The 19,517-nt window shown below is 57.1% G+C and carries 16 protein-coding genes; 7 read left to right on the top strand and 9 right to left on the bottom strand.

All coding sequences use genetic code 11. The annotated features are described in order from the left end of the window. Positions 1-46: 46 nt before the first annotated feature. The 9 genes from nosR to M8010_RS06050 all read right to left on the bottom strand — a co-directional run bounded on the left by nosR (position 47) and on the right by M8010_RS06050 (position 12,769). On the bottom strand, positions 47-2,131 hold the full coding sequence (nosR, locus tag M8010_RS06090) for a transcriptional regulator NosR (protein WP_250090142.1): 2,085 nt from the start codon (positions 2,129-2,131) through the stop codon (positions 47-49). 126 nt (positions 2,132-2,257) lie between these two features. Then, positions 2,258-2,659 carry a ribonucleotide reductase subunit alpha gene (locus M8010_RS06085; RefSeq protein WP_250089659.1) on the bottom strand — a complete coding sequence of 134 codons (402 nt, stop codon included), beginning with the start codon at positions 2,657-2,659 and terminating at the stop codon, positions 2,258-2,260. Between the two features lie 22 nt (positions 2,660-2,681). Next, complete coding sequence (locus M8010_RS06080) at positions 2,682-3,431, bottom strand: Crp/Fnr family transcriptional regulator (protein WP_250089658.1); 750 nt, start codon at positions 3,429-3,431, stop codon at positions 2,682-2,684. Positions 3,432-3,779: 348 nt separating this feature from the next. After that, on the bottom strand, positions 3,780-4,586 hold the full coding sequence (locus M8010_RS06075; protein ID WP_349666095.1) for a peptidylprolyl isomerase: 807 nt from the start codon (positions 4,584-4,586) through the stop codon (positions 3,780-3,782). An 11-nt stretch (positions 4,587-4,597) separates the two neighbouring features. Then, positions 4,598-5,275 carry a respiratory nitrate reductase subunit gamma gene (narI, locus tag M8010_RS06070; protein WP_250089656.1) on the bottom strand — a complete coding sequence of 226 codons (678 nt, stop codon included), beginning with the start codon at positions 5,273-5,275 and terminating at the stop codon, positions 4,598-4,600. 20 nt (positions 5,276-5,295) lie between these two features. Next, positions 5,296-6,036, bottom strand: a complete 741-nt coding sequence (gene narJ / locus M8010_RS06065) for a nitrate reductase molybdenum cofactor assembly chaperone (RefSeq protein WP_250089655.1) — start codon at positions 6,034-6,036, stop codon at positions 5,296-5,298. Positions 6,037-6,046: 10 nt separating this feature from the next. Then, positions 6,047-7,621 carry a nitrate reductase subunit beta gene (narH, locus tag M8010_RS06060; RefSeq protein WP_250089654.1) on the bottom strand — a complete coding sequence of 525 codons (1,575 nt, stop codon included), beginning with the start codon at positions 7,619-7,621 and terminating at the stop codon, positions 6,047-6,049. Continuing rightward, complete coding sequence (locus M8010_RS06055; protein WP_250089653.1) at positions 7,618-11,361, bottom strand: nitrate reductase subunit alpha; 3,744 nt, start codon at positions 11,359-11,361, stop codon at positions 7,618-7,620. The genes narH and M8010_RS06055 overlap by 4 nt, the downstream gene beginning before the upstream one ends. A 130-nt stretch (positions 11,362-11,491) precedes the next feature. Next, positions 11,492-12,769: an MFS transporter gene (locus tag M8010_RS06050; RefSeq protein WP_250089652.1), complete on the bottom strand. Its 1,278-nt coding sequence runs from the start codon at positions 12,767-12,769 to the stop codon at positions 11,492-11,494. A gap of 155 nt (positions 12,770-12,924) precedes the next feature. Here M8010_RS06050 and M8010_RS06045 point away from each other — a divergent pair, with 155 nt between their 5' ends. The 7 genes from M8010_RS06045 to M8010_RS06015 all read left to right on the top strand — a co-directional run bounded on the left by M8010_RS06045 (position 12,925) and on the right by M8010_RS06015 (position 19,517). After that, complete coding sequence (locus M8010_RS06045; protein ID WP_250089651.1) at positions 12,925-14,784, top strand: histidine kinase; 1,860 nt, start codon at positions 12,925-12,927, stop codon at positions 14,782-14,784. 35 nt (positions 14,785-14,819) lie between these two features. Then, entirely contained in the window at positions 14,820-15,479 is a 660-nt protein-coding gene (gene narL / locus M8010_RS06040; RefSeq protein ID WP_250089650.1) for a two-component system response regulator NarL, read from the top strand. Between the two features lie 69 nt (positions 15,480-15,548). Next, positions 15,549-16,025: a ubiquinone anaerobic biosynthesis accessory factor UbiT gene (gene ubiT / locus M8010_RS06035; protein ID WP_250089648.1), complete on the top strand. Its 477-nt coding sequence runs from the start codon at positions 15,549-15,551 to the stop codon at positions 16,023-16,025. Positions 16,026-16,352: 327 nt separating this feature from the next. Beyond that, a complete protein-coding gene (locus M8010_RS06030; protein ID WP_250089647.1) occupies positions 16,353-16,832 on the top strand; it encodes a hemerythrin domain-containing protein in 480 nt (159 codons plus the stop codon). Between the two features lie 15 nt (positions 16,833-16,847). Continuing rightward, on the top strand, positions 16,848-17,306 hold the full coding sequence (locus M8010_RS06025; RefSeq protein WP_250089646.1) for a hypothetical protein: 459 nt from the start codon (positions 16,848-16,850) through the stop codon (positions 17,304-17,306). Positions 17,307-17,495: 189 nt separating this feature from the next. After that, positions 17,496-18,209, top strand: a complete 714-nt coding sequence (locus M8010_RS06020) for a succinate dehydrogenase iron-sulfur subunit (RefSeq protein ID WP_250089645.1) — start codon at positions 17,496-17,498, stop codon at positions 18,207-18,209. 120 nt (positions 18,210-18,329) lie between these two features. Then, complete coding sequence (locus M8010_RS06015) at positions 18,330-19,517, top strand: cytochrome P450 (protein WP_250089644.1); 1,188 nt, start codon at positions 18,330-18,332, stop codon at positions 19,515-19,517.

Here is a 19,517-nt window from a genome sequence, read left to right as displayed (position 1 = left end):
TCCGTTGTTGGTCATGGCGGTATTGCATTTGGTTTAACTGCTTTTTTTATGTCACCTGGGTGACCGGAATCTGTTCCGGATGGCCCGGTGCGTTATGGCCCCGGCGTTTGCCGCGGCGTTTGACTATCAATGGCGGGCACTTGTTGTCGTCGAAATAGGTCATCTGGCAGTCCAGGCAGTAGTGGCATTCCTGGTAATTGATGGTGCCGTCGGGATGAATTGCCTGAACTTCGCATTCGTGGTCGCATAACCGACAGGGGTTCCCGCACTCTTTACGACGTTTCAGCCAATCGAAAACTCGCAGTTTGGTGGGCAGAGCCAGCGCCGCTCCGAGGGGGCACATGTACCGGCAAAAGACTTTGCGGGTGAACATGTTTATAACCACCAACAGCACAGCGTAGGTAACGAAGGGCCAGCTACGGTCAAAGCGCAGGGTTATGGCTGTCTTGAACGGCTCTATCTCGGCCATTTTCTCGGCGGTAGCCAGGGAATCCAGGGAGACGCCGAACAGCACCAGCAGGATGATGTACTTGATCGCCCACAGGCGTTCGTGAATAGCGAACGGTACCGTGTACTGGGGCACCTTGAGCTTGCGGGCAATTTCGTTCACCAGCTCCTGCAAGGCACCGAACGGGCACAGCCAGCCACAGTAAACAGCCCTGCCCCACAGCAGAACAATACCGGCGACCGTGGCCCAGAGAATGAAGATCACCGGGTCAACCAGGAAGGTTTCCCACTTGAATCCGCTGATCAGGCTGTTCACGAACGTCAGCACGTTGACGATGGACAGTTGCCCCAGGGCATACCAACCAATAAAGAACAGGGTATAGGTCAGAAATGCATGGCGTATCCAACGAGTCACCTTGGGCTTCTTAACCAGCCAGTCCTGTAAGAACAGTATGAACATCAGGACACCGATACCGATGCCCAGAACAACGACCTGGAACTGGCGCTGATACCAGACCTGCACCCACAAGGGCTGGGTTTCCAGCCATTCCTCCTCGGTCAGCTCGACCTCCGGACGGGTGAAATACTTGTCCGGCAACTGGTATTCCAGCGGGAATACCGCAAACTCGCTGTCCAGGGGACCGGTCTGGCGCTTGACGGAAAGCTCCAGCGACCAGGGTGTACCCGGGTCGAAATTGTACTGCTGGCGAATGATGAAGATCGCCATTTCGGAGAAGCCAGGAATACCGTCGACATAAACATCACTCAGGCGGTGAAAGTCCAGATCACGGAAATTGAAGGTATCGCCGAACTGGCGAATCTGGATGCGGTCGAAGATACCGCCACGCACATAGCCAGAGCCTTTGAAAGAGTATTCCCCGCTCGCCATCACCGCGATGGCGTGCTCACCTTCCTTCAGTTCGGACATAAGCCACTGATACTGGCTTTCACCCAGCAGGTTCTCGCCGATCGTGGGAACGTTGAGGTAGCCGGTGTAGAGATCTATCAGTGCCTCGTCACGCTCGGCCGGAGCGGCTTCATCAACGCCTTCTGCCTCGGTACCCTTGAACGAATCATCCACTTGCCCCCGTGAAAGCAACAGACGGCGAACAGAGCCATCACCGGTCAGCTCTTCCCAGCTTCTTTCCGTGAAGTCACCGGTCCGAAGCTCTGCTTTTGGCGGCCTGGCGTCACCTCCACCCTCAACAAGTCCAAGCTCGGCGCCAACACGGTGAGCTGTTTTCATGATGACTTCGTTGATCACCATCACCGTAACCGTGGCGCCTGACAGGCCGTCCACGGCAACGCGGCGCTCGGACGATTTACCGCCAACTGTGACTCTCTGGTCTGCCTTGAGTCCGACGTACTGGTCAGTAAATTCGTGCATCTTGATTTCGGGAATACCGATCAGAAGAATCGGCTCATCGTGGTGTATCACTCGCGCGCCCTTGATCTCGCCCTCGGTATCGAGCACCACAATGGCGTTTAGGGGTTTGCCGGAATAAGCAGGCGTCTGAACAAAGTCCAGGGTCTGATAGGCGTAACCCAGAAGCTCTTCATGACGGCGAAGCTCCTGGATGGCGCGGTTATCCTTCCGCGGAGAGATGTCGTTGACAGCGGGGAACGCTTTCTTGATTACCTGACGGGCTGCCGCTGGCTCATACTCTCTGGGAGCCGCTGCCATGGCCGTCGTAAATGTAGTCAGGACAAGACATAAAATCCCGACAATCAATATGGCAGCACGTTGAATAAAACTCACAACACCCCCCTGGCACAAATTAAGAACATCTAGAACACTTATTTAAAGCGACTAACCCAAAGCAACCGCCTGGCCATTTTTGTCCAATGGCAGGTAATTGCCCACGTGGCCCAGGCGGATCGATTCCACCATCATTGTGAGAGGCTGTTGTGCTTCGTCGGAGGACGGTTTCATACCGCCACGGCCAGACATTGCAGCAACAAAAACCACATCCCACGCTTGTCCGGTCTCCCGCGACTCCTCTACAAGCGCGTCGAAATCACTGACTTCATCAAGCGCCTTGTCGACGCAAACGACGGGCGTCAGGGCACCGCCCTCTCCGTTGGCAAAGGCGGCCTTTTCGGCTTTGGATGCGTCGTCCGGCAGTTCGGCGCGGCAGAACACGAACAAAAGGCGCTGGGGATCAGCTTCCGCATCAGCGGCTCTGAGCAAATCGGTGTAACTTGAGATCATTTAAGGTTCCTGCCTTGGGTCTTTACTGGCTGATCTGGATGAGTCGGGCCGGGTTGGAGATAAACAACCGGCTGCGGTTAACCCGCACAAGTCCGTTTGATTTCAGCTCTGCCAGAATCCGCGAGAAAGTTTCCGGCTGCATGGCCAGGCGGGATGCGACGAGGCATTTCGGTAAGGGCAGTTCTACTTCACTCCCCTCCTCAACGCCGCTGGGCAAAAGGTCGATCAGGTAACGGATCAGGCGGTCACGGGCGCTCTGGACAGTCATGATTTCCAGGTCGTGAAATCGTGCAATAGCGCGCTTGGCGTAATGGCGCAGGGCTGCCTGGGTGTATTCGGGCTTCCTTTCCAGCAAATCCTGGTAAACCTTGACGGGTATCATCAATACTTCGCTGGATTTGAGCGCTTCGGCGTAACAGGCGTACCTGGCCGGGTCTGCGTAGATCATCACTTCGGCGAAGCAGTCGCCGGGGGCTATGCTGTCCAGTGTGCGGTCTATGCCAGAGGCATCAAGGCGATAGAGGCGAAGCCGGCCGGATACCACAAAGAAGAAATGGTGGGCTGGCATGTCCTGACGATACAGCAGTTGGTGATGGCCAAGGCGCAGGCGTCTGGACTGTTGCATCAATGCGGTCAGGTCGTCGTCGGTCAGCGATGAGAAGAGAGCATGCTGGCGCATTGGGGCCAGGGTGTCGTCCTCTTCTATAGATTTGTTGACGGCAACCAGTACCGGTTTGCTGTAGCGTGTTTCGGCGGTTTGTATCAGTGCCATTGTGTTTGCCCTCTGCATTAATAATGCATTTCATATCTGGTTTTATAGTAGAGGGGCTTGGGGGGAAAATCGCTCCCCCTATGGGGGTAGATGGGGGGTTATTACTGAGTAATTGACTTACCTCAAAGATGGTCTTTGGTGCATAGGCTGGCGGGGAACCCCTGTCCAAAACACGCTCAAGCCCATCCACGTGGCGCTTGGTCTCTGGCGCGCAGACTGGCGGGGGCCTCCTTTCCGAAACACGCTCCTTCGGCACGTCCATGTGACGCTTGAGCTCCGCCATCCATGGCTCCGCACAGTTTTGGAAAGGAGGCCCCCGCCAGTCTCCAGAGTTTTCGGGTGGACGCTTTACTGCATCAACGGCGAATCAGGTATTTCCAGATCGACACCTTCGACACCGGTTTCCGCTGCCAGTACCTGCAGGTATTGCCGGAAGGCCCGTCTGGTCACGCTTTCGCTCAGGTACTGCCGGATCTGGGGCTTAACGTGCTCGTAAGGTAACTGCTCACCGTCAATGCGCTGGTCGATGCGGACCAGGTGCCAGCCGTAGCGGGTTTCGATCAGTTCCGGGTTCAGGCCTTCCTGGAGGGAGAGGACCGGGCGTTCGAATTCTTCGACGGTCTGGCCTTTGCTGATCTGGCCGAGGCTGCCGCCCTGGTGGCGGGATTCGCAGGCTGAGTATTGTTTGGCCAGTTCTGCGAATTGGGCACGGCCATCGAGTAGGGACGAAAGCAGTTGTCGGCCGGCTTCTTCCTGGCGCATGCGTTCCTGGACGTCGTCCGGGGCTGCCGCCAGGAGGATGTGGCTGACAGCCATCAGGGTCGGGCTGCGGAAGCGGCCGGGGTTGGCGGCGTAGAAGCGTTCACAGTCCTGTTCGCTGGGGTCGGGTACGTTGAGTTCCAGTTCCAGCACGCGGGCGATGCGGTCTTCTTCGTCGGCGATATCATCCAGGTTCAGGCGGCTGGCCTGTTGCAAGAGGAGTTCGCGGATGACGAGGCTTTTGGCGGCTTCGTGCCAGGCTTCGGCGACTTCTTCGGCCGGGTGGTGTTGCAGTTCCCGGGCGATGTCGTCTTCGCCGATCAGAGTGTCGCCCACAGTCACCGGCGGGAACTGGTTTCTGGGCTTTTCAGCGTTGCCAACAGGGATAAGTTGCATCATGTTTCTCCTTAAGCGCGCTTGCGCACCACCTGGTATTTGCGTCCGAAATACTCCACCGGCACGCTTAGCATGTGTACCAGGCGGGTGAACGGGAACAGCACGAAGATGGTCAGGCCCAGGAAGATGTGGGTCTTGTAGATCCAGTGCACGTCGGCGATGTAGTCTGCCACGCCACCCTGCAGGGTGAAGATACCCTGGGCCCAGGCGGAGAACTTGAGCATGGTGCTGCCATCCAGGTGGCCCATGGTGGGCAGGATGGTGAGCATGCCCAGCACCAACTGAACCACCAGAATGATGATGATCGCATTGTCAGCGAAGGTGCTGCTGGCTTTTACGCGGGGGTCGGTCAACCGGCGCCAGGCCAGCATGCCACCACCAACAATGGCCATTGCGCCGGCAATCCCGCCCACCACGATCGCCAAGATCTGTTTGGTGCCGGGTGTCATGAACGGCTCATATAGTGCATGAGGCGTCAGCAGGCCCACCAGATGGCCGAAGAAGATCACCAGTACGCCGACATGGAACAGCACGCTGGCCATTACCATGTTTTTCTTGCTCAGTATCTGGCTGGAATGGGCCTTCCAGGTGAATTGCCCATGATCGTACCGGGCCCAGGTGCCGATCACGAGCACGGCAAGGGCGATGTACGGGTAGATTCCGAATAACAGTGTGTTCAGGTAAGACATTGTCGTTTCCTCCTGCGCCGTCAGGCGCGCCCCGCCTGACGGGGTGTTGCGTCCGTCATCAGCTGATCACTCAGGTGGATGGTCTGGGTCTGTTCCAGTTCGCGGCGGCGCTGGCCTACAACGCCACCGGTTGCGCAGGAACTGCCCTGATCGTCCACAAACTTAACCATTTCTTCTTCCCAGACCTTGTCCAGGGCCTCCGGCGTGTCATCGCGCTCTTCCGAAGCCACGATCTGCGCCAGCTCCTGACGGTTCGCCTCACGACCAGACAGCACCAGCAGTGAATCCATAATTACGTGATAGAGACTTTCACGCTGGTAAAGTCTTTCGCCTAACAGTCCAAGGATATGATGGATGTCTTCCAGCCAGTTCCTGATCTCATCCCACGGCCGGGTAGAGAGATACTCCAGGAACAGCGGCAGGTAATCCGGCAGCTCCTTGGCATCGATTTCCAGGCCGTTGGCGCGATACTGCTCCATCAGGTCCACCATGGCCTGGCCACGATCACGGGACTCGCCGTGCACGTGCTCAAACAGCAGCAGGGACGTTGCCCTGCCCTTATCGAACGTGCCCACGTAGTTTTCCTGCATATCCAGCAGGTCACCGTCGCACACCAGGTCGATGCACCGGAGGAGCTGTTCTTTGTTCTTCCGTGGCAGCCGGTTATCTTCCAGGACTGCGGCTACCAGCGCGTCTTTGGAGGCCTGAAGTTCGTCGGTGGGGTACTCGAGCACCCGCGCTATTACTTTTAAAAGTTGCATTTTGGCCTCCTTATTCCTGCAGCTGCTTCGGATCTACCTGCTTAACGGTAGACAGTTTCTGGACCATGCTTGTGGTCTGCTTGCGGCCACCAAACATGTTGAACTCACTATCGCCATTGCAGCCGTCGCCGAAGCTGAAACCGCAACCGTTGCGCTCACCGTAGGCGTCAGCATCCGGGAAGGCTTCCTTGGCCAGCTCACGATGGCTGGTGGGAATCACGAAGCGGTCCTCGTAGTTGGCGATGGCCAGGTAACGGTACATTTCGTCAGCCTGGGCCTTGGTCAACCCGGCTTCCTGCAGTGCCCGCAAGTCTTCCTTGCCTTCCACGGTTTCCGCCCGCTTGTAAAGGCGCATGGCCATGATCCGCTTGAGGGCACGGACAATCGGCTTCTCGTCACCGGCGGTGAGCAGGTTGGCCAGGTATTTCACCGGAATTCGCAGGCTTTCGATCTTCGGCAAAATGCCGTCAAACTCAACCTTGCCGGCTTCCGCAGCAGACTGGATCGGGCTCAGGGGCGGCACGTACCAGACCATGGGCAGGGTGCGGTATTCCGGATGCAGCGGCAGGGCCAGTTTCCAGTCCACCGCCATCTTGTAGACCGGGCTCTGCTGGGCGGCTTCGATGACATTCATCGGGATGCCGTCTTTCTTCGCCTGCTCGATGACTTTCGGATCGTTCGGGTCCAGGAAGATTTCCAGCTGCTTCTCGTACAGCTCATGCTCGCCCGGGGTGCTGGCCACTTCCTCGATACGGTCGGCGTCGTAAAGCAGCACGCCCAGGTAGCGAATCCGGCCGACGCAGGTTTCGGAGCACACGGTCGGCAGCCCGGCTTCAATACGCGGATAGCAGAAGATGCACTTCTCGGACTTGCCGGTCTTCCAGTTGAAGTAGATTTTCTTGTACGGGCAGCCGGATACACACATCCGCCAGCCGCGGCACTTGTCCTGGTCGATCAGTACAATACCGTCTTCCTCACGCTTGTAGATGGCGCCACTCGGGCAGCTGGCTACGCAGGTGGGGTTGAGACAGTGCTCGCACAGACGCGGCAGGTACATCATGAAAGTGTTTTCGAACTGGCCGTAAATGTCCGCCTGCACCTGGTCAAAGTTCTTGTCCTTGCGGCGCTTGGCAAACTCGGTGCCCAGGATTTCCTCCCAGTTCGGGCCCCATTCGATTTTCTGCATGCGCTGGCCGGATATCAGCGAGCGGGGCCGGGCGACCGGCTGGTGCTTGCTGTCACCGGCGGTGTGCAGATGCTGGTAGTCGAAATCAAACGGCTCGTAGTAGTCGTCGATCTGGGGCAGATCCGGGTTGGCGAAGATGTTCGCCAGGATCCGGAAGCGGCCACCGATCTTCGGGCGGATTTTGCCGGAGCTGTCACGCATCCAGCCGCCCTTCCACTTGTCCTGGTTCTCCCACTCTTTGGGGTAGCCGATACCGGGCTTGGTCTCGACGTTGTTGAACCAGGCGTATTCCATGCCTTCACGGCTGGTCCATACGTTTTTGCAGGTGACGGAACAGGTGTGGCATCCGATGCACTTGTCCAGGTTCAGTACCATGCCAACTTGGGAACGGATTTTCATTTTACAGCCTCCTGAACAGTGTCATTGCCTTCGCCGTCGAGCCAGTCGACGTTGTGCATTTTGCGCACCACCACGAACTCGTCACGGTTGGAGCCCACGGTGCCGTAGTAGTTGAAGCCGTAGGAATACTGGGCATAACCACCGATCATATGGGTCGGTTTCGGGCAGACCCGGGTAACCGAGTTGTGGATACCACCCCGGGTGCCGGTGATCTCGGAGCCCGGAATGTTCACCACCCGTTCCTGGGCGTGATACATCATCACCATGCCAGGCATAACCCGTTGGCTGACCACCGCCCGGGCCGCGATAGCGCCGTTGGCATTGAATACCTCAATCCAGTCGTTGTCTTCCACGCCGATCTCGTTCGCGTCGTCTTCACTCAGCCAGACAATCGGGCCACCGCGGGACAGGGTCAGCATCAGCAGGTTGTCGCTGTAGGTGCTGTGGATACCCCATTTCTGGTGTGGCGTCAGGAAGTTCAGTGCCTTCTCGGGGTTTCCGTTAGGCTTCTTGCCCAACATGGGTGCCATTGCCTTGGTGTTGATGGGCGGACGGTAGACCAGCAGGCTTTCACCGAAGGCGCGCATCCACTCATGGTCCTGGTAGAACTGCTGACGACCGGTCAGGGTGCGCCAGGGGATCAGCTCGTGAACGTTGGTGTAACCGGCGTTGTAGGACACATGTTCATCTTCCAGGCCAGACCAGGTCGGGCTTGAGATAATCTTGCGCGGCTGCGCCACGATGTCCCGGAAGCGGATCTTTTCCTCTTCCTTGTTCTTCGCCAGGTGGGTGTGGTCCAGGCCGGTCATTTCTGACAGCGCAGCCCAGGCCTTCACCGCCACCTGCCCGTTGGTTTCCGGGGCCAGGGTCAGAATCACTTCGGCGGCATCAATCGCGCTTTCGATCTTCGGCCGGCCTGCGTTGGCGCCGTCGATATGTTTGAAGTTCAGGTCGCCGAGGAACTTCACTTCTTTCTCGGTGTTCCAGTTGATGCCCTTACCGCCGTTACCCAGCTTGTCCATCAGAGGCCCAAGGGAGGTGAACCGTGCGTAGGTGTTCGGATAGTCCCGCTCAACGGTGATGAAGCTGGGCGCGGTCTTGCCCGGGATCAGGTCGCATTCGCCCCGCTTCCAGTCCTTCACATCGAAGGGCTGGCCCAATTCCGCCGGCGCATCGTGCAGCAACGGCAGGGTGACCACGTCTTTTTCGACGCCCAGGTGGCCTTCGGTAGCTTTCGAGAACGCCTTGGCGATGCCCTTGTAGATTTCCCAGTCACTGCGCGCTTCCCAGGCCGGGTCGGTGGCGGCGGTCAGCGGGTGGATGAACGGGTGCATGTCCGAGGTGTTCAGGTCGTTCTTCTCGTACCAGGTGGCCGTTGGCAGAACGATGTCTGAATACAGACAGGTGGTGGACATGCGGAAGTCCAGGGTGACCAGCAGGTCAAGCTTGCCTTCCGGCGCCTCGTCGTGCCACTTGACCTCTGTCGGTTTGGCACCACCCTGGTGGCCAAGGTCCTTACCCTGCAGTCCACTCTTGGTACCCAGCAGGTACTTGAGCATGTATTCGTGGCCCTTACCGGATGAACCCAGGAGGTTGGAGCGCCAGACAAACAGGTTGCGCGGGCAATTCTGCTTCGCTTCCGGGTCTTCACTGGCAAAGGCCAGGGAGCCGTCTTTCATGGACTGGGCCACGTAATCCGCCACTTCCATGCCTGCCTTCTCGGCTTCTGCGGCAATGCCCAGCGGGTTTCGGTTCAGCTGCGGTGCAGACGGCAGCCAGCCCATGCGCTCGGCACGTACGTTGTAGTCGATCAGGCTGCCACTGAATTTGGACTTGTCCGCCAGCGGCGACAGGATTTCGTCCACACCCAGCTTCTCATAGCGCCACTGGCCGGAGTGGGCGTAGAAGAAGGACGTAGAGTTCATGTGGCGCGGCGGACGCTGCCAGTCCAGACCAAAGGCCAATGGCTGCCAGCCGGTCTGCGGGCGCAGTTTTTCCTGGCCGACATAGTGGGCCCAGCCACCACCGCTCTGGCCGATACAGCCACACATGATCAGCATGTTGATCAGGCCACGGTAGTTCATGTCCATGTGGTACCAGTGGTTCATACCGGCACCGACGATGACCATGGAGCGACCCTTGGTTTTATCGGCGTTGTCGGCGAATTCACGGGCAATGCGGATCACTTTGTCGGCGGGAACACCGGTAATTTTTTCCTGCCAGGCCGGGGTGTAGGGCTTCACCTCGTCATAGGAAGTGGCGCCATCATCGTCACCCAGGTTGCGGCTGATGCCGTAGTTGGCCACCATCAGGTCATAAACGGTGACCACTCGGCCCTCGCTGCCATCGGCCAGCTGTACTTTGCGGCTGCCCAATTTGTGGGTCAGGGTGTCGGAGATCTCCACGCTCTTGAAATGGTCGTGCTCGATACCGCCGAAGTACGGGAAGGCCACATCGACGACGTCGTCATGCTTCTCGACCATGGACAACTGCAGTTCCACATCGTTGCTGTCTGCTGTTTGCTTCAGGTTCCACTTACCCTTCTGGCCCCAGCGATATCCGATGGAGCCGTTGGGCGCAGTCAGCTGGTTGGTCTTCTCGTCGATGGCAATGGTTTTCCACTCAGGGTTGTTCTCTTCCCCGAGGCCGTCCACCAGATCACTGGCGCGCAGGAAGCGGCCCGGCACATAGCGGCCATCCTCACGCTGATCCAGCATGACCAGATACGGCATGTCGGTGTAGCGGCGTACGTAGTCGGTGAAATACTCGCTGGGCTTGTCGACGTGGAATTCTTTCAGGATTACGTGGCCCATGGCCATGCCCAGAGCGGCGTCGGTGCCCTGCTTGGGGTTCAGCCACTCGTCGGAAAGCTTGGAGACTTCCGCGTAGTCCGGCGTAATGGCAACGGTCTTGGTGCCCTTGTAACGCACTTCGGTGAAGAAGTGGGCATCCGGGGTACGGGTCTGGGGCACGTTGGAGCCCCAGGCGATAATGTAGCCGGAGTTGTACCAGTCCGCGGATTCCGGCACGTCGGTCTGCTCACCCCAGGTTTGCGGAGAGGCCGGCGGCAGGTCGCAGTACCAATCGTAGAAGCTCATGCATACGCCACCGATCATCGACAGGTAACGGCTGCCGGCAGCGTAGGACACCATGGACATGGCCGGAATCGGCGAGAAGCCGATAATACGATCCGGGCCGTACTGTTTGGCGGTGTAGACGTTGGAGGCGGCAATCAGTTCGTTAACCTCGTCCCAGCTGGAACGCACGAAGCCACCCATGCCACGACGGGGCTTGTACTCGGCGGTTTTCTTGGGGTCTTCCACGATCGAAGCCCAGGCATCCACCGGGTCGCCGTGTTCTGTTTTCGCTGCGCGCCAGAGCTTCATCAGATGCTTGCGCATCAGCGGGTACTTCAGGCGGTTGGCGCTGTACATGTACCAGGAATAACTGGCACCACGGGGGCAGCCGCGGGGCTCGTGGTTGGGCAGATCCGGGCGGGTACGGGGGTAGTCGGTCTGCTGGGTTTCCCAGGTGACCAGGCCGTTCTTGACGTAGATTTTCCAGCTGCAGGAGCCAGTGCAGTTTACCCCGTGGGTGGAACGCACGATCTTGTCGTGCTGCCAGCGCTGGCGGTAGCTGTCTTCCCACTCGCGGCTGACCTCGTGGGTTTCACCGTGTCCGTTTGCGAATGGCTCGCGCTTCTTCCTGAAGTAATTCAGTTTGTCGATCAAATGACTCATGGTCTCTCTCTCCATCAACCCGTCTGCTGGATCGTGCTTCCGATTTGAGACCATTGTGTGTGAGAAAAACCCTGAAATCTGCGTGGTTACTACCACATAACTCACCTCTACCACCCAGGTGGTAGGGTCGCTATACACCCTTGCGGAACAATGCCCAACGCTCCTCGCGACGAAAGTCCCGGGCAAACAGAAACAGGCAGCCGGCAAGAAGCACGAACAGAATCATGAACATGGCCGTGCCAACACCAAGCCAATGGATCACAGCGCCAAAAAGCACAGGCAGCAGGAAAGCCATCAGGCAGGCACTGAAAAGCAACAGGCCGGCAGCAAAAGCAGCTGCCTTCCGGTTTTCCCCGATGACCAACCGTTGAAGGCCTCCCATGGCAGAGCCCAGTGCCATACCAAGTAACACAATGAAGAAGGCTTCCAGAAAGAGCGGCAGGGCAATCTCCACAGCGATTACAGACTCGACTCCCTGAACAAACAATGTCATCGGCGGATAAGACAGCACGAATAAAGCGACCAGAGATGCTGCCAGCGAGCGTACCACCACCCGGCCGGATCCATAGTGATCTGAAAGCCCCCCTCCCGCGATCTGGGCGAGAGCACCCGGAATCACAAACCATAGTGCCAACCGGGCGCTGGTCTCCATGGTCAGCAGGAAACGGGACGATATAAAGTCCGGCAACCACAATGCCAGAGAAAAGAAACTTCCGGCAGCCACGCCAAAGAAGAGGTATTGTCGCCATACCCTGAAGCTTTCAAGGCCGCGCAATAACCCAAGGGCACTGGTTTCACCATCGGGATCACACCGCGCGTCCGAATCCTCTGTCAGCAACACCAACAAGGCCGCGACCAATAAAAGTACAACGAGGTACGCAAGCGGCACGCCTTTCCAGGAGAACGCCTGCATAATCAGGGGAACGAGATAGTAGTTCAATCCGGCACCGGTCACCCCTGCACCGAATATGCCCAGCACCAGCCCCATATGTCGGGGCGGTGCATGGCAGGTCACGAACTGAAGGCCTGCGCTGTAGAATCCGCCAGCGAGGCCCAAGCCAGCAGCAACCAGCAGGTAACCGGCCCAGGAGTCCACCAGCAACAGCAGCGCCATGCAGACAGCAAGGCCGAGCAGGCAGGCAACCATTACCCGTCTCGCCCCTACCTTTTGGGCAGCGATGCCAGCCGGCACCGCCAACAACGCACCCGCCGCCATTGGCATTGCCAATAACAGGCCAAATTCCAGGCTGCCCAGTGCCAGAGCATTTCTCAGATGAGCGCCCGCCACGGCAAAGATGGTCCAGCAGCCAGCAGAAATAACAAAGCCAACGACCGCCAATGGAAGAACCACCGCCAGCGAGGTCAGTTTATCGTTATCGTCGTCATCACCAACGGAGAACTGCTGCATGACAATACCCATCAGAAGCCAACTTTCAGTTTCATGTTTTGCCCTGTACAGGGTCAAAGACTATGATGGGGGACCGCCTATCGGGGTAGTCACGGGCGCCCGACTATCCTCAAGGGGGTAGCTGCCATATTCGCCGTTCCCAACGAAGAGACCAGATGACACGTAACAGCCCCCTCGTTAAACGCATCGCCATTGTCGTCAGCGCTGTCGTACTGACCGCCCTCGTCAGCATGGCGACTACCCTCGGCGTATCACGAAGCATCGAGGGCAATGCAACCGCAATCAACATTGCCGGTTCATTGCGTATGGGCGCCTATGAATTACTGGCCCGCACCGCGGTCGACCCGGCAGAAGATCATGCCAACACATTCATGGCCAGGCTGGACACCTATCAGGAACGCATGGCCCACCCAGGTTTCAACCGGGCCATTCCCGGAGCCGACGACCATCCCCTGAAGAGGCAGCACCAGGCCATGGAATCCCTCTGGCAGGATGAGCTCCGGCCGGCACTGGTTGCCAATGCACCAAACAGCACTCGCGTGACGGAAGACCTGATTGCTGTAACGGAGCGCTATGTGGCTGAAGTAGATGAATTGGTGAGCATGCTGGAGCACCGGACCGAAGCCCGCGTCGATCTGTTGCACCTGATCCAGATCATCAGCCTGGTGTTCTCGATACTTATCATTTTCGGGCTATTCCTGGATATCAAAAAGCGGGTACTACGCCCTCTACGCAAACTGATGGATATCGCCGTCGCGGTAGGCGAACAGGATTTCTCCCATAAGGCCAACCTGAAAGGGTCGGATGAGCTGTCCCAGCTTGGGGCTGCCTTTGATCAGATGACCAGCGAACTGGCCCTGAGCTATAACGAGCTAAAAGAAGATGCGATGGCAAAAACCCGTGAGCTGGAGAAAAGCCACGCGGCCCTGGAACTGCTCCACTCCGCCAGTCGTTCCCTGTTCGCCAATCACGACCTTTGCAGCGGTGCCATCCCCATGCTCCAGGATCTGGAGCAGTTGCTGGGCATTGGCCCCATCCGCTTGTTCCTGCATGACAAGAACTCCAGCGAACCGGTAGAAGCCATTACCACCTCCACGAAAGAGCGCCCCTTCTACTGCAAGGACCATCATTGCAATGCCTGCCTGGTAACCCCGGAAGTATTTGATGACCTGCCATCCGACGACAACGATGGCCGAAGGTTGCTGTTACCGATTCGCACGCCAGGGCAACTTCTGGGCACTCTGGAGGTCTGGTATCCGGCCAGCAAGGGTCTTTCCGAGACCTCCCGTCGTTTACTTGAAACACTGAGCGATCAACTTGCCACAGCCATCTTCCTGGAGCGCCAGATTACTGAAGAGCAGCAGCTAACACTTGTTGAAGAGCGCACGGTGATCGCGCGGGAGCTCCACGATTCCCTGGCCCAGTCTCTGTCCTATCTGAAAATGCAGGTCGCCCGACTCCGCCGTCTTAATATCGCGGGTGAGCATGAACAGACTCACCACGACATTCTCGAAGAACTGAGTACCGGCCTGAACAGCGCTTACCGTCAGCTGCGAGAGCTACTGACCACTTTCCGGCTGAAACTGGACACGCCGGACCTGGCGACGGCCTTGCGGCAGACCGTAGAGGAGTTCTCCGAGCGTCTGGGCAGTAAAGTCCAGCTGGAATACGGCCTACCGCCGCAGACACTGTCTCCCAACGAGGAAATCCACACCCTGCAGATCGTCCGCGAGGGACTGGCCAATGCCGTTAAACATTCCGAGGCATCGGAGATTCTGGTGCAGGTGCTGTTTGAATCTCCGCGGGTAAAGGTCAGAATACTTGATAATGGTAAAGGGCTGCCAGCGGGTGACCAGCCGGCACAGCACTATGGCCTGATTATAATGCAGGACCGGGCCCGCACCCTGGGCGGGAAGGTCAACGTCCTGAACCGTGATAATGGCGGTGTGGAAGTGGCGCTGAGCTTTGTACCCAAGAGCAGGCACCTGATTACATCCGAAGCCACTGGCGCCTGAGCGTTGCAACACAACTTCAAATACTGAGAGGAACCATGTCCGACTCACCAGCAAGCATTCTGTTGATTGATGATCACCCTTTACTTCGTCAGGGCATAAAACAACTGATTGAGATGGAAGACGACATGCAGGTGGTCGGCGAAGCCAGCAATGCTGCTGACGGTATCCGACTGGCACAGGAGCTGGAACCCGACCTGGTACTGATGGACCTCAACATGCCGGAAATGAATGGCATTGAGGCGCTGAAAAAACTGCGTGAAGAGAGCATCAGCTCCCGCATTATCATGTTCACGGTGTCTGACCATGAAGACGATGTGGTCGCCGCGCTGAGGGCCGGTGCCGACGGCTACCTGCTCAAGGACATGGAACCGGAAGACATGATCAAGCAGCTGCACCAGGCTGCAGTAGGCAAGATGGTCATCAGCGACCGCCTGACCGCTCTGCTGGCCCAGGCATTGCGTTCCCAGAAACCGCAACAGGCGTCACGCCCGGACTTTGACAGCCTCACACCACGTGAGAAGGATATCCTGCGGCTGATTGCCGAGGGGCTTTCCAACAAGATGATTGGTCGCAAGCTGGACATCAGTGACGGCACCGTAAAGGTTCACGTCAAACATCTGCTCAAGAAGCTGAACCTGCGTTCCCGCGTGGAAGTCGCCGTCTGGGCGGTGGAGGAAGGCCTTCACAAGAGCTGAGTTATATCAAATTAGTCAGGCATGGTTTCCGTTACTCTGGGCCGGTTTTCTGGCCGCCCGGAGTGACCCATGGCTTTCTCATTACCCGCGTTTTTACCTGCCAACAGCGCACTGCTTGATCAATCTTTTGCAGTCCTGAAAGAGTACCTGCCCTCACCTGCGCCAATGCTGGATATTATTGATCGTAGGGCTCCGGCCCCGCTCAAACAACTGGTCGCCGAAGCGCCGCTCAATTACCTGTTTGCAGAAGCAATCGCTGACGGTGAATTCGACGATTTCGAGGGCCGCCGCATACGGCTGGAAATCACCGGTGGGCAGCCTGGCATCACCATCGGTTTCTGGGCCGGCCGGCTGCGGGTTATCGATGGACCGGGGGAGGCCACCATTCGTGGTTCTCTAGCGGCATTCAAAACTCTTGCGGAACGACGGCAGGATCCGGATCAACTCTTCTTTCAGCGGCGCCTGGTTATTGAGGGCGACACGGAACTCGGGTTGGGGCTGAAAAATCTGCTGGACAGCCTGGAATGGAGCTTCACGCTATTTTAACCCCGCGCCACCATCCCGGGCACTTCCTGCTTTGTCAGCAGAGTGACCAGCCAGTCACGGGCTTCTGGTGTCACTTCAGCGTTGATGTTCACGAGCGACCTCACCTTTTCTGCGTTTTTCACGGTCCCGCTTAAGCTGGTTGGCTTTACACTCATTACTGACAAGATCCAGCCATCTCAAGTGCTGATCCCAGACCTTGTCTTTTATTTGCTCCGGCTTGTTGCAAGTCATCGTTACCTCCCGGCGTGCCGAGAAAATGAGAACAGTTCTTGACACCAATATTAATGTATTCTATATATATCTTATAGCAAAAGAGGAGGGTCAGCAATGAACGAGCAACAACCACCGATTGAAGAATTGGACACAGACGTGCTGCTGGAGCTCATATCGAGGGGCTACGATGCCAGCCATCTTCAGCAATTGCCCAAGCTGCACCGGCTCGCTCGCAAAATCGAGGCAGTGCACAGGGGCAACCCGGAGACACCCCGGGGCATAACGCTGGCCATCAAAAAGCTGGAGCACATTCTGGTTGATCACATAGAGCGGGAGAACGCTTACGTTCTGAAACGGATGGAACATGACCAGCCACCCAACCCGGACACACCGATCGCCCAGATGAATGAGGAGCATTCCGTCATCAAGCGACAACTGAAAAAGCTACGCAAAATGACCAAGGACTATCGGGCTCCGGATTCCGCATGCCGGTCCTGGAAACGGTTTTACCGGGAACTGAAAGCTCTGGACTTCAGGTTGTCTGAGCAAATTTACCTGGAACGGGACGTGTTATTCCCGAGGTTCCAGTTCTGAAGGGAGTGCAGGATCATGGCATTCAAACAACTGAAAGACCTTATTGAATGGATAACCGATTACCACGAAATGCTGGAAAAACAGTATGAAACCCTGGCCAGTAGCCAGGCTGATGAACGCATGCAAATGGCGCTCAGCTTTCTGGCCAGCCGTGAGCATCATCTTGCGGAAATGATGGAGGATTTTCTTCAGGATGCCGATGATGATCTGATGGACAGCTGGCTGGTGGATTCACAGGAATTCGACAGCCGAAAGATTCCGTCCCATATACCCGAGTGTACCGGCTGCGAGGACATTCACGATGTTCACAAGAATATCATGCAGGCCCACAAAACTCTGACCGACATGTACGACTTACGGTCCATGCTGGCCCAGAACAGCCGGGAGGCTGACCTCTTTCGGGAGCTGGCAGATAATCAGCAAGCTGAAGCGCGTTTACAGTCCAGAGACATAGGAAGACTGGAAATGTATTAGCACCCGACAGGATGAATGTGCCTGTCTGCGAAGCCACTGGTTTTTTCAAAGGCTTTTTCCAACTGACTATGCTGGCCACACTATTCATATCCACCGATTGACCTATGTGAAGCGAGGGTGATGGCGAAACGTAAATACCCTGCTAAGGTTCATCTTACACTCCTTTTTTTCAGCAAAAAAGGCGCCATCATGTCCAGCTTCACAGTTCGACTCTACCGGTACCACCCGGAACAGGATGAAGTACCTCACAGTCAGGATGTTGAGGTTGGCGACGAGTACCGGAACCGCATGGTGCTGGATGTACTGGAACACCTGAAAACCCGGGACCCTACCCTGACGTTCCGCCGATCCTGTCGGGAAGGCGTTTGTGGCTCCGACGGGCTGAGCATTAATGGCCGCAATGGACTGGGTTGTATTACCAACGTAGCGGATGCCCTGGGTAAAAAGAATGTCCTGGAGATTCGGCCACTTCCGGGCATGCCTGTGATCCGGGACCTGGTGGTTGACCAGTCACTGTTTTTCAAGCAGTACGAACGGGTTATGCCCTGGCTGATCAACGATACGCCAGATCCCGCAATCGAGAGACTACAAAGCCCGGAAGACCGCGCAAAGCTGGACGGTTTATACGAGTGCATTCTCTGTGCCTGCTGCACCTCCGCCTGCCCATCCTGGTGGTGGAACCCCGAGAAGTATATCGGGCCCTCGGGCCTGTTGCAGGCTTACCGGTTTCTGTCCGACTCCCGGGATACCGCCACACGCGAGCGCCTGGAAAAACTGGAAGACTCCTTCAGCGTGTTTCGGTGCCGCGGCATAAGCAACTGCACAGCTTACTGCCCCAAAGGTCTCAACCCCATGAAGGCAATCGGTCACATCAAAACCATGCTGCTGCGGGACCGGGTCTGACCAGCGACGGCGACTTATTTAATTTGGGTCCTTGAACAGACACCAATTGATTTATCTTCAAGAAAGTAAATTGGGCCCCTGATACTCTGGAAGAATCTATTTTCTTCCCGAGGATTAGCAATGGTCGACGCCCTCCACAAGCCTGACTGGAACCCCCGAGCTGACGAGGTTTTAGGAAATCAGATACAGGCCTATGACACCATGCGCGCAGAATGCCCGGTGGCCTGGAGTGATTACCAGCACTGGACGTTATTCAGGCATGGCAATGTCATGCAAGTTCTGGAAGATCACCAGACATTCAGCAGTGCGGCATCCAGCCATCTTTCGGTCCCCAATGGCATGGACCCACCTGAACACACCCCCTATCGACAGGTAATCGAGCCCTATTTCTCTCAGCAAGCAATGAGCGAATTCGAGCCAACCTGTCGCAGCATTGCCCGCAACCTTGTCAATAACCTGCCGGATGGTCGGCCGTTCGATGTTGTTGAAGAGTTCAGCAGGGACTTTGCCCTGCAGATACAGTGCGCGTTTATGGGGTGGCCCGACGCCCTTCACGAACCTTTGCGGGAATGGGTTCTGAAAAACCACCAGGCAACCCTGGCCCGTGACCGGGAGGCCCTGGCTGACGTTGCCCATGAGTTCGACGGTTACATTCACGACCTGCTGGAAACCAGACGCCGGGCTGGAGCCAACGCCCTCAGAGACGTCACCACCTCACTGATGGAAGAGACCGTCAATGGCCGAACCATGACCGATGAAGAGCTCACCAGCCTTCTGCGGAACTGGACTGTGGGTGAACTGGGCACAATCAGCTCCAGTGTATCCATTCTTGTAAGCTACCTGGCTGAACATCCGGACCTGAGACAGAGCCTGGCCAATGATTCCGTCGCGCTGCCGGAGGCGATCGATGAGATACTGCGGATGGACGCGCCGCTGATGTCCAACCGCCGGGTAACAACCCGGGATGTGGAAATTGGCGGAAGAAAGGTTCCCGCCGGTGAGAAAATCACCATCCTGTGGGCGTCGGCCAATCGCGACGAGAGAGTTTTCGGTGATCCCGATGCGTTTTGCCCACACAAGAACCGTGACCACAACCTGCTTTACGGCGCGGGCGTTCACGTCTGCCCGGGGGCACCACTGGCCAGGATGGAGCTCAGAGTTCTGATGGAGGAATTTCTTGCTGCTGTCGAAACGCTGGAGCCTGCTCCTGACCAGCGACCTGAGCGGGCGGTTTTCCCGACGGGTGGTTTCAGTTTTCTACCGATGGTTATTGGAAAATCACAGGAAGGTTCCCTCAATGTGAGGTAA

Source organism: Marinobacter sp. ATCH36 (genome assembly GCF_023555055.1).
In the GTDB taxonomy this organism is placed as follows: domain Bacteria; phylum Pseudomonadota; class Gammaproteobacteria; order Pseudomonadales; family Oleiphilaceae; genus Marinobacter.
Note: the sequence above shows the minus strand (reverse complement) of the source record. Positions and strands in the feature narration are given on the sequence as shown.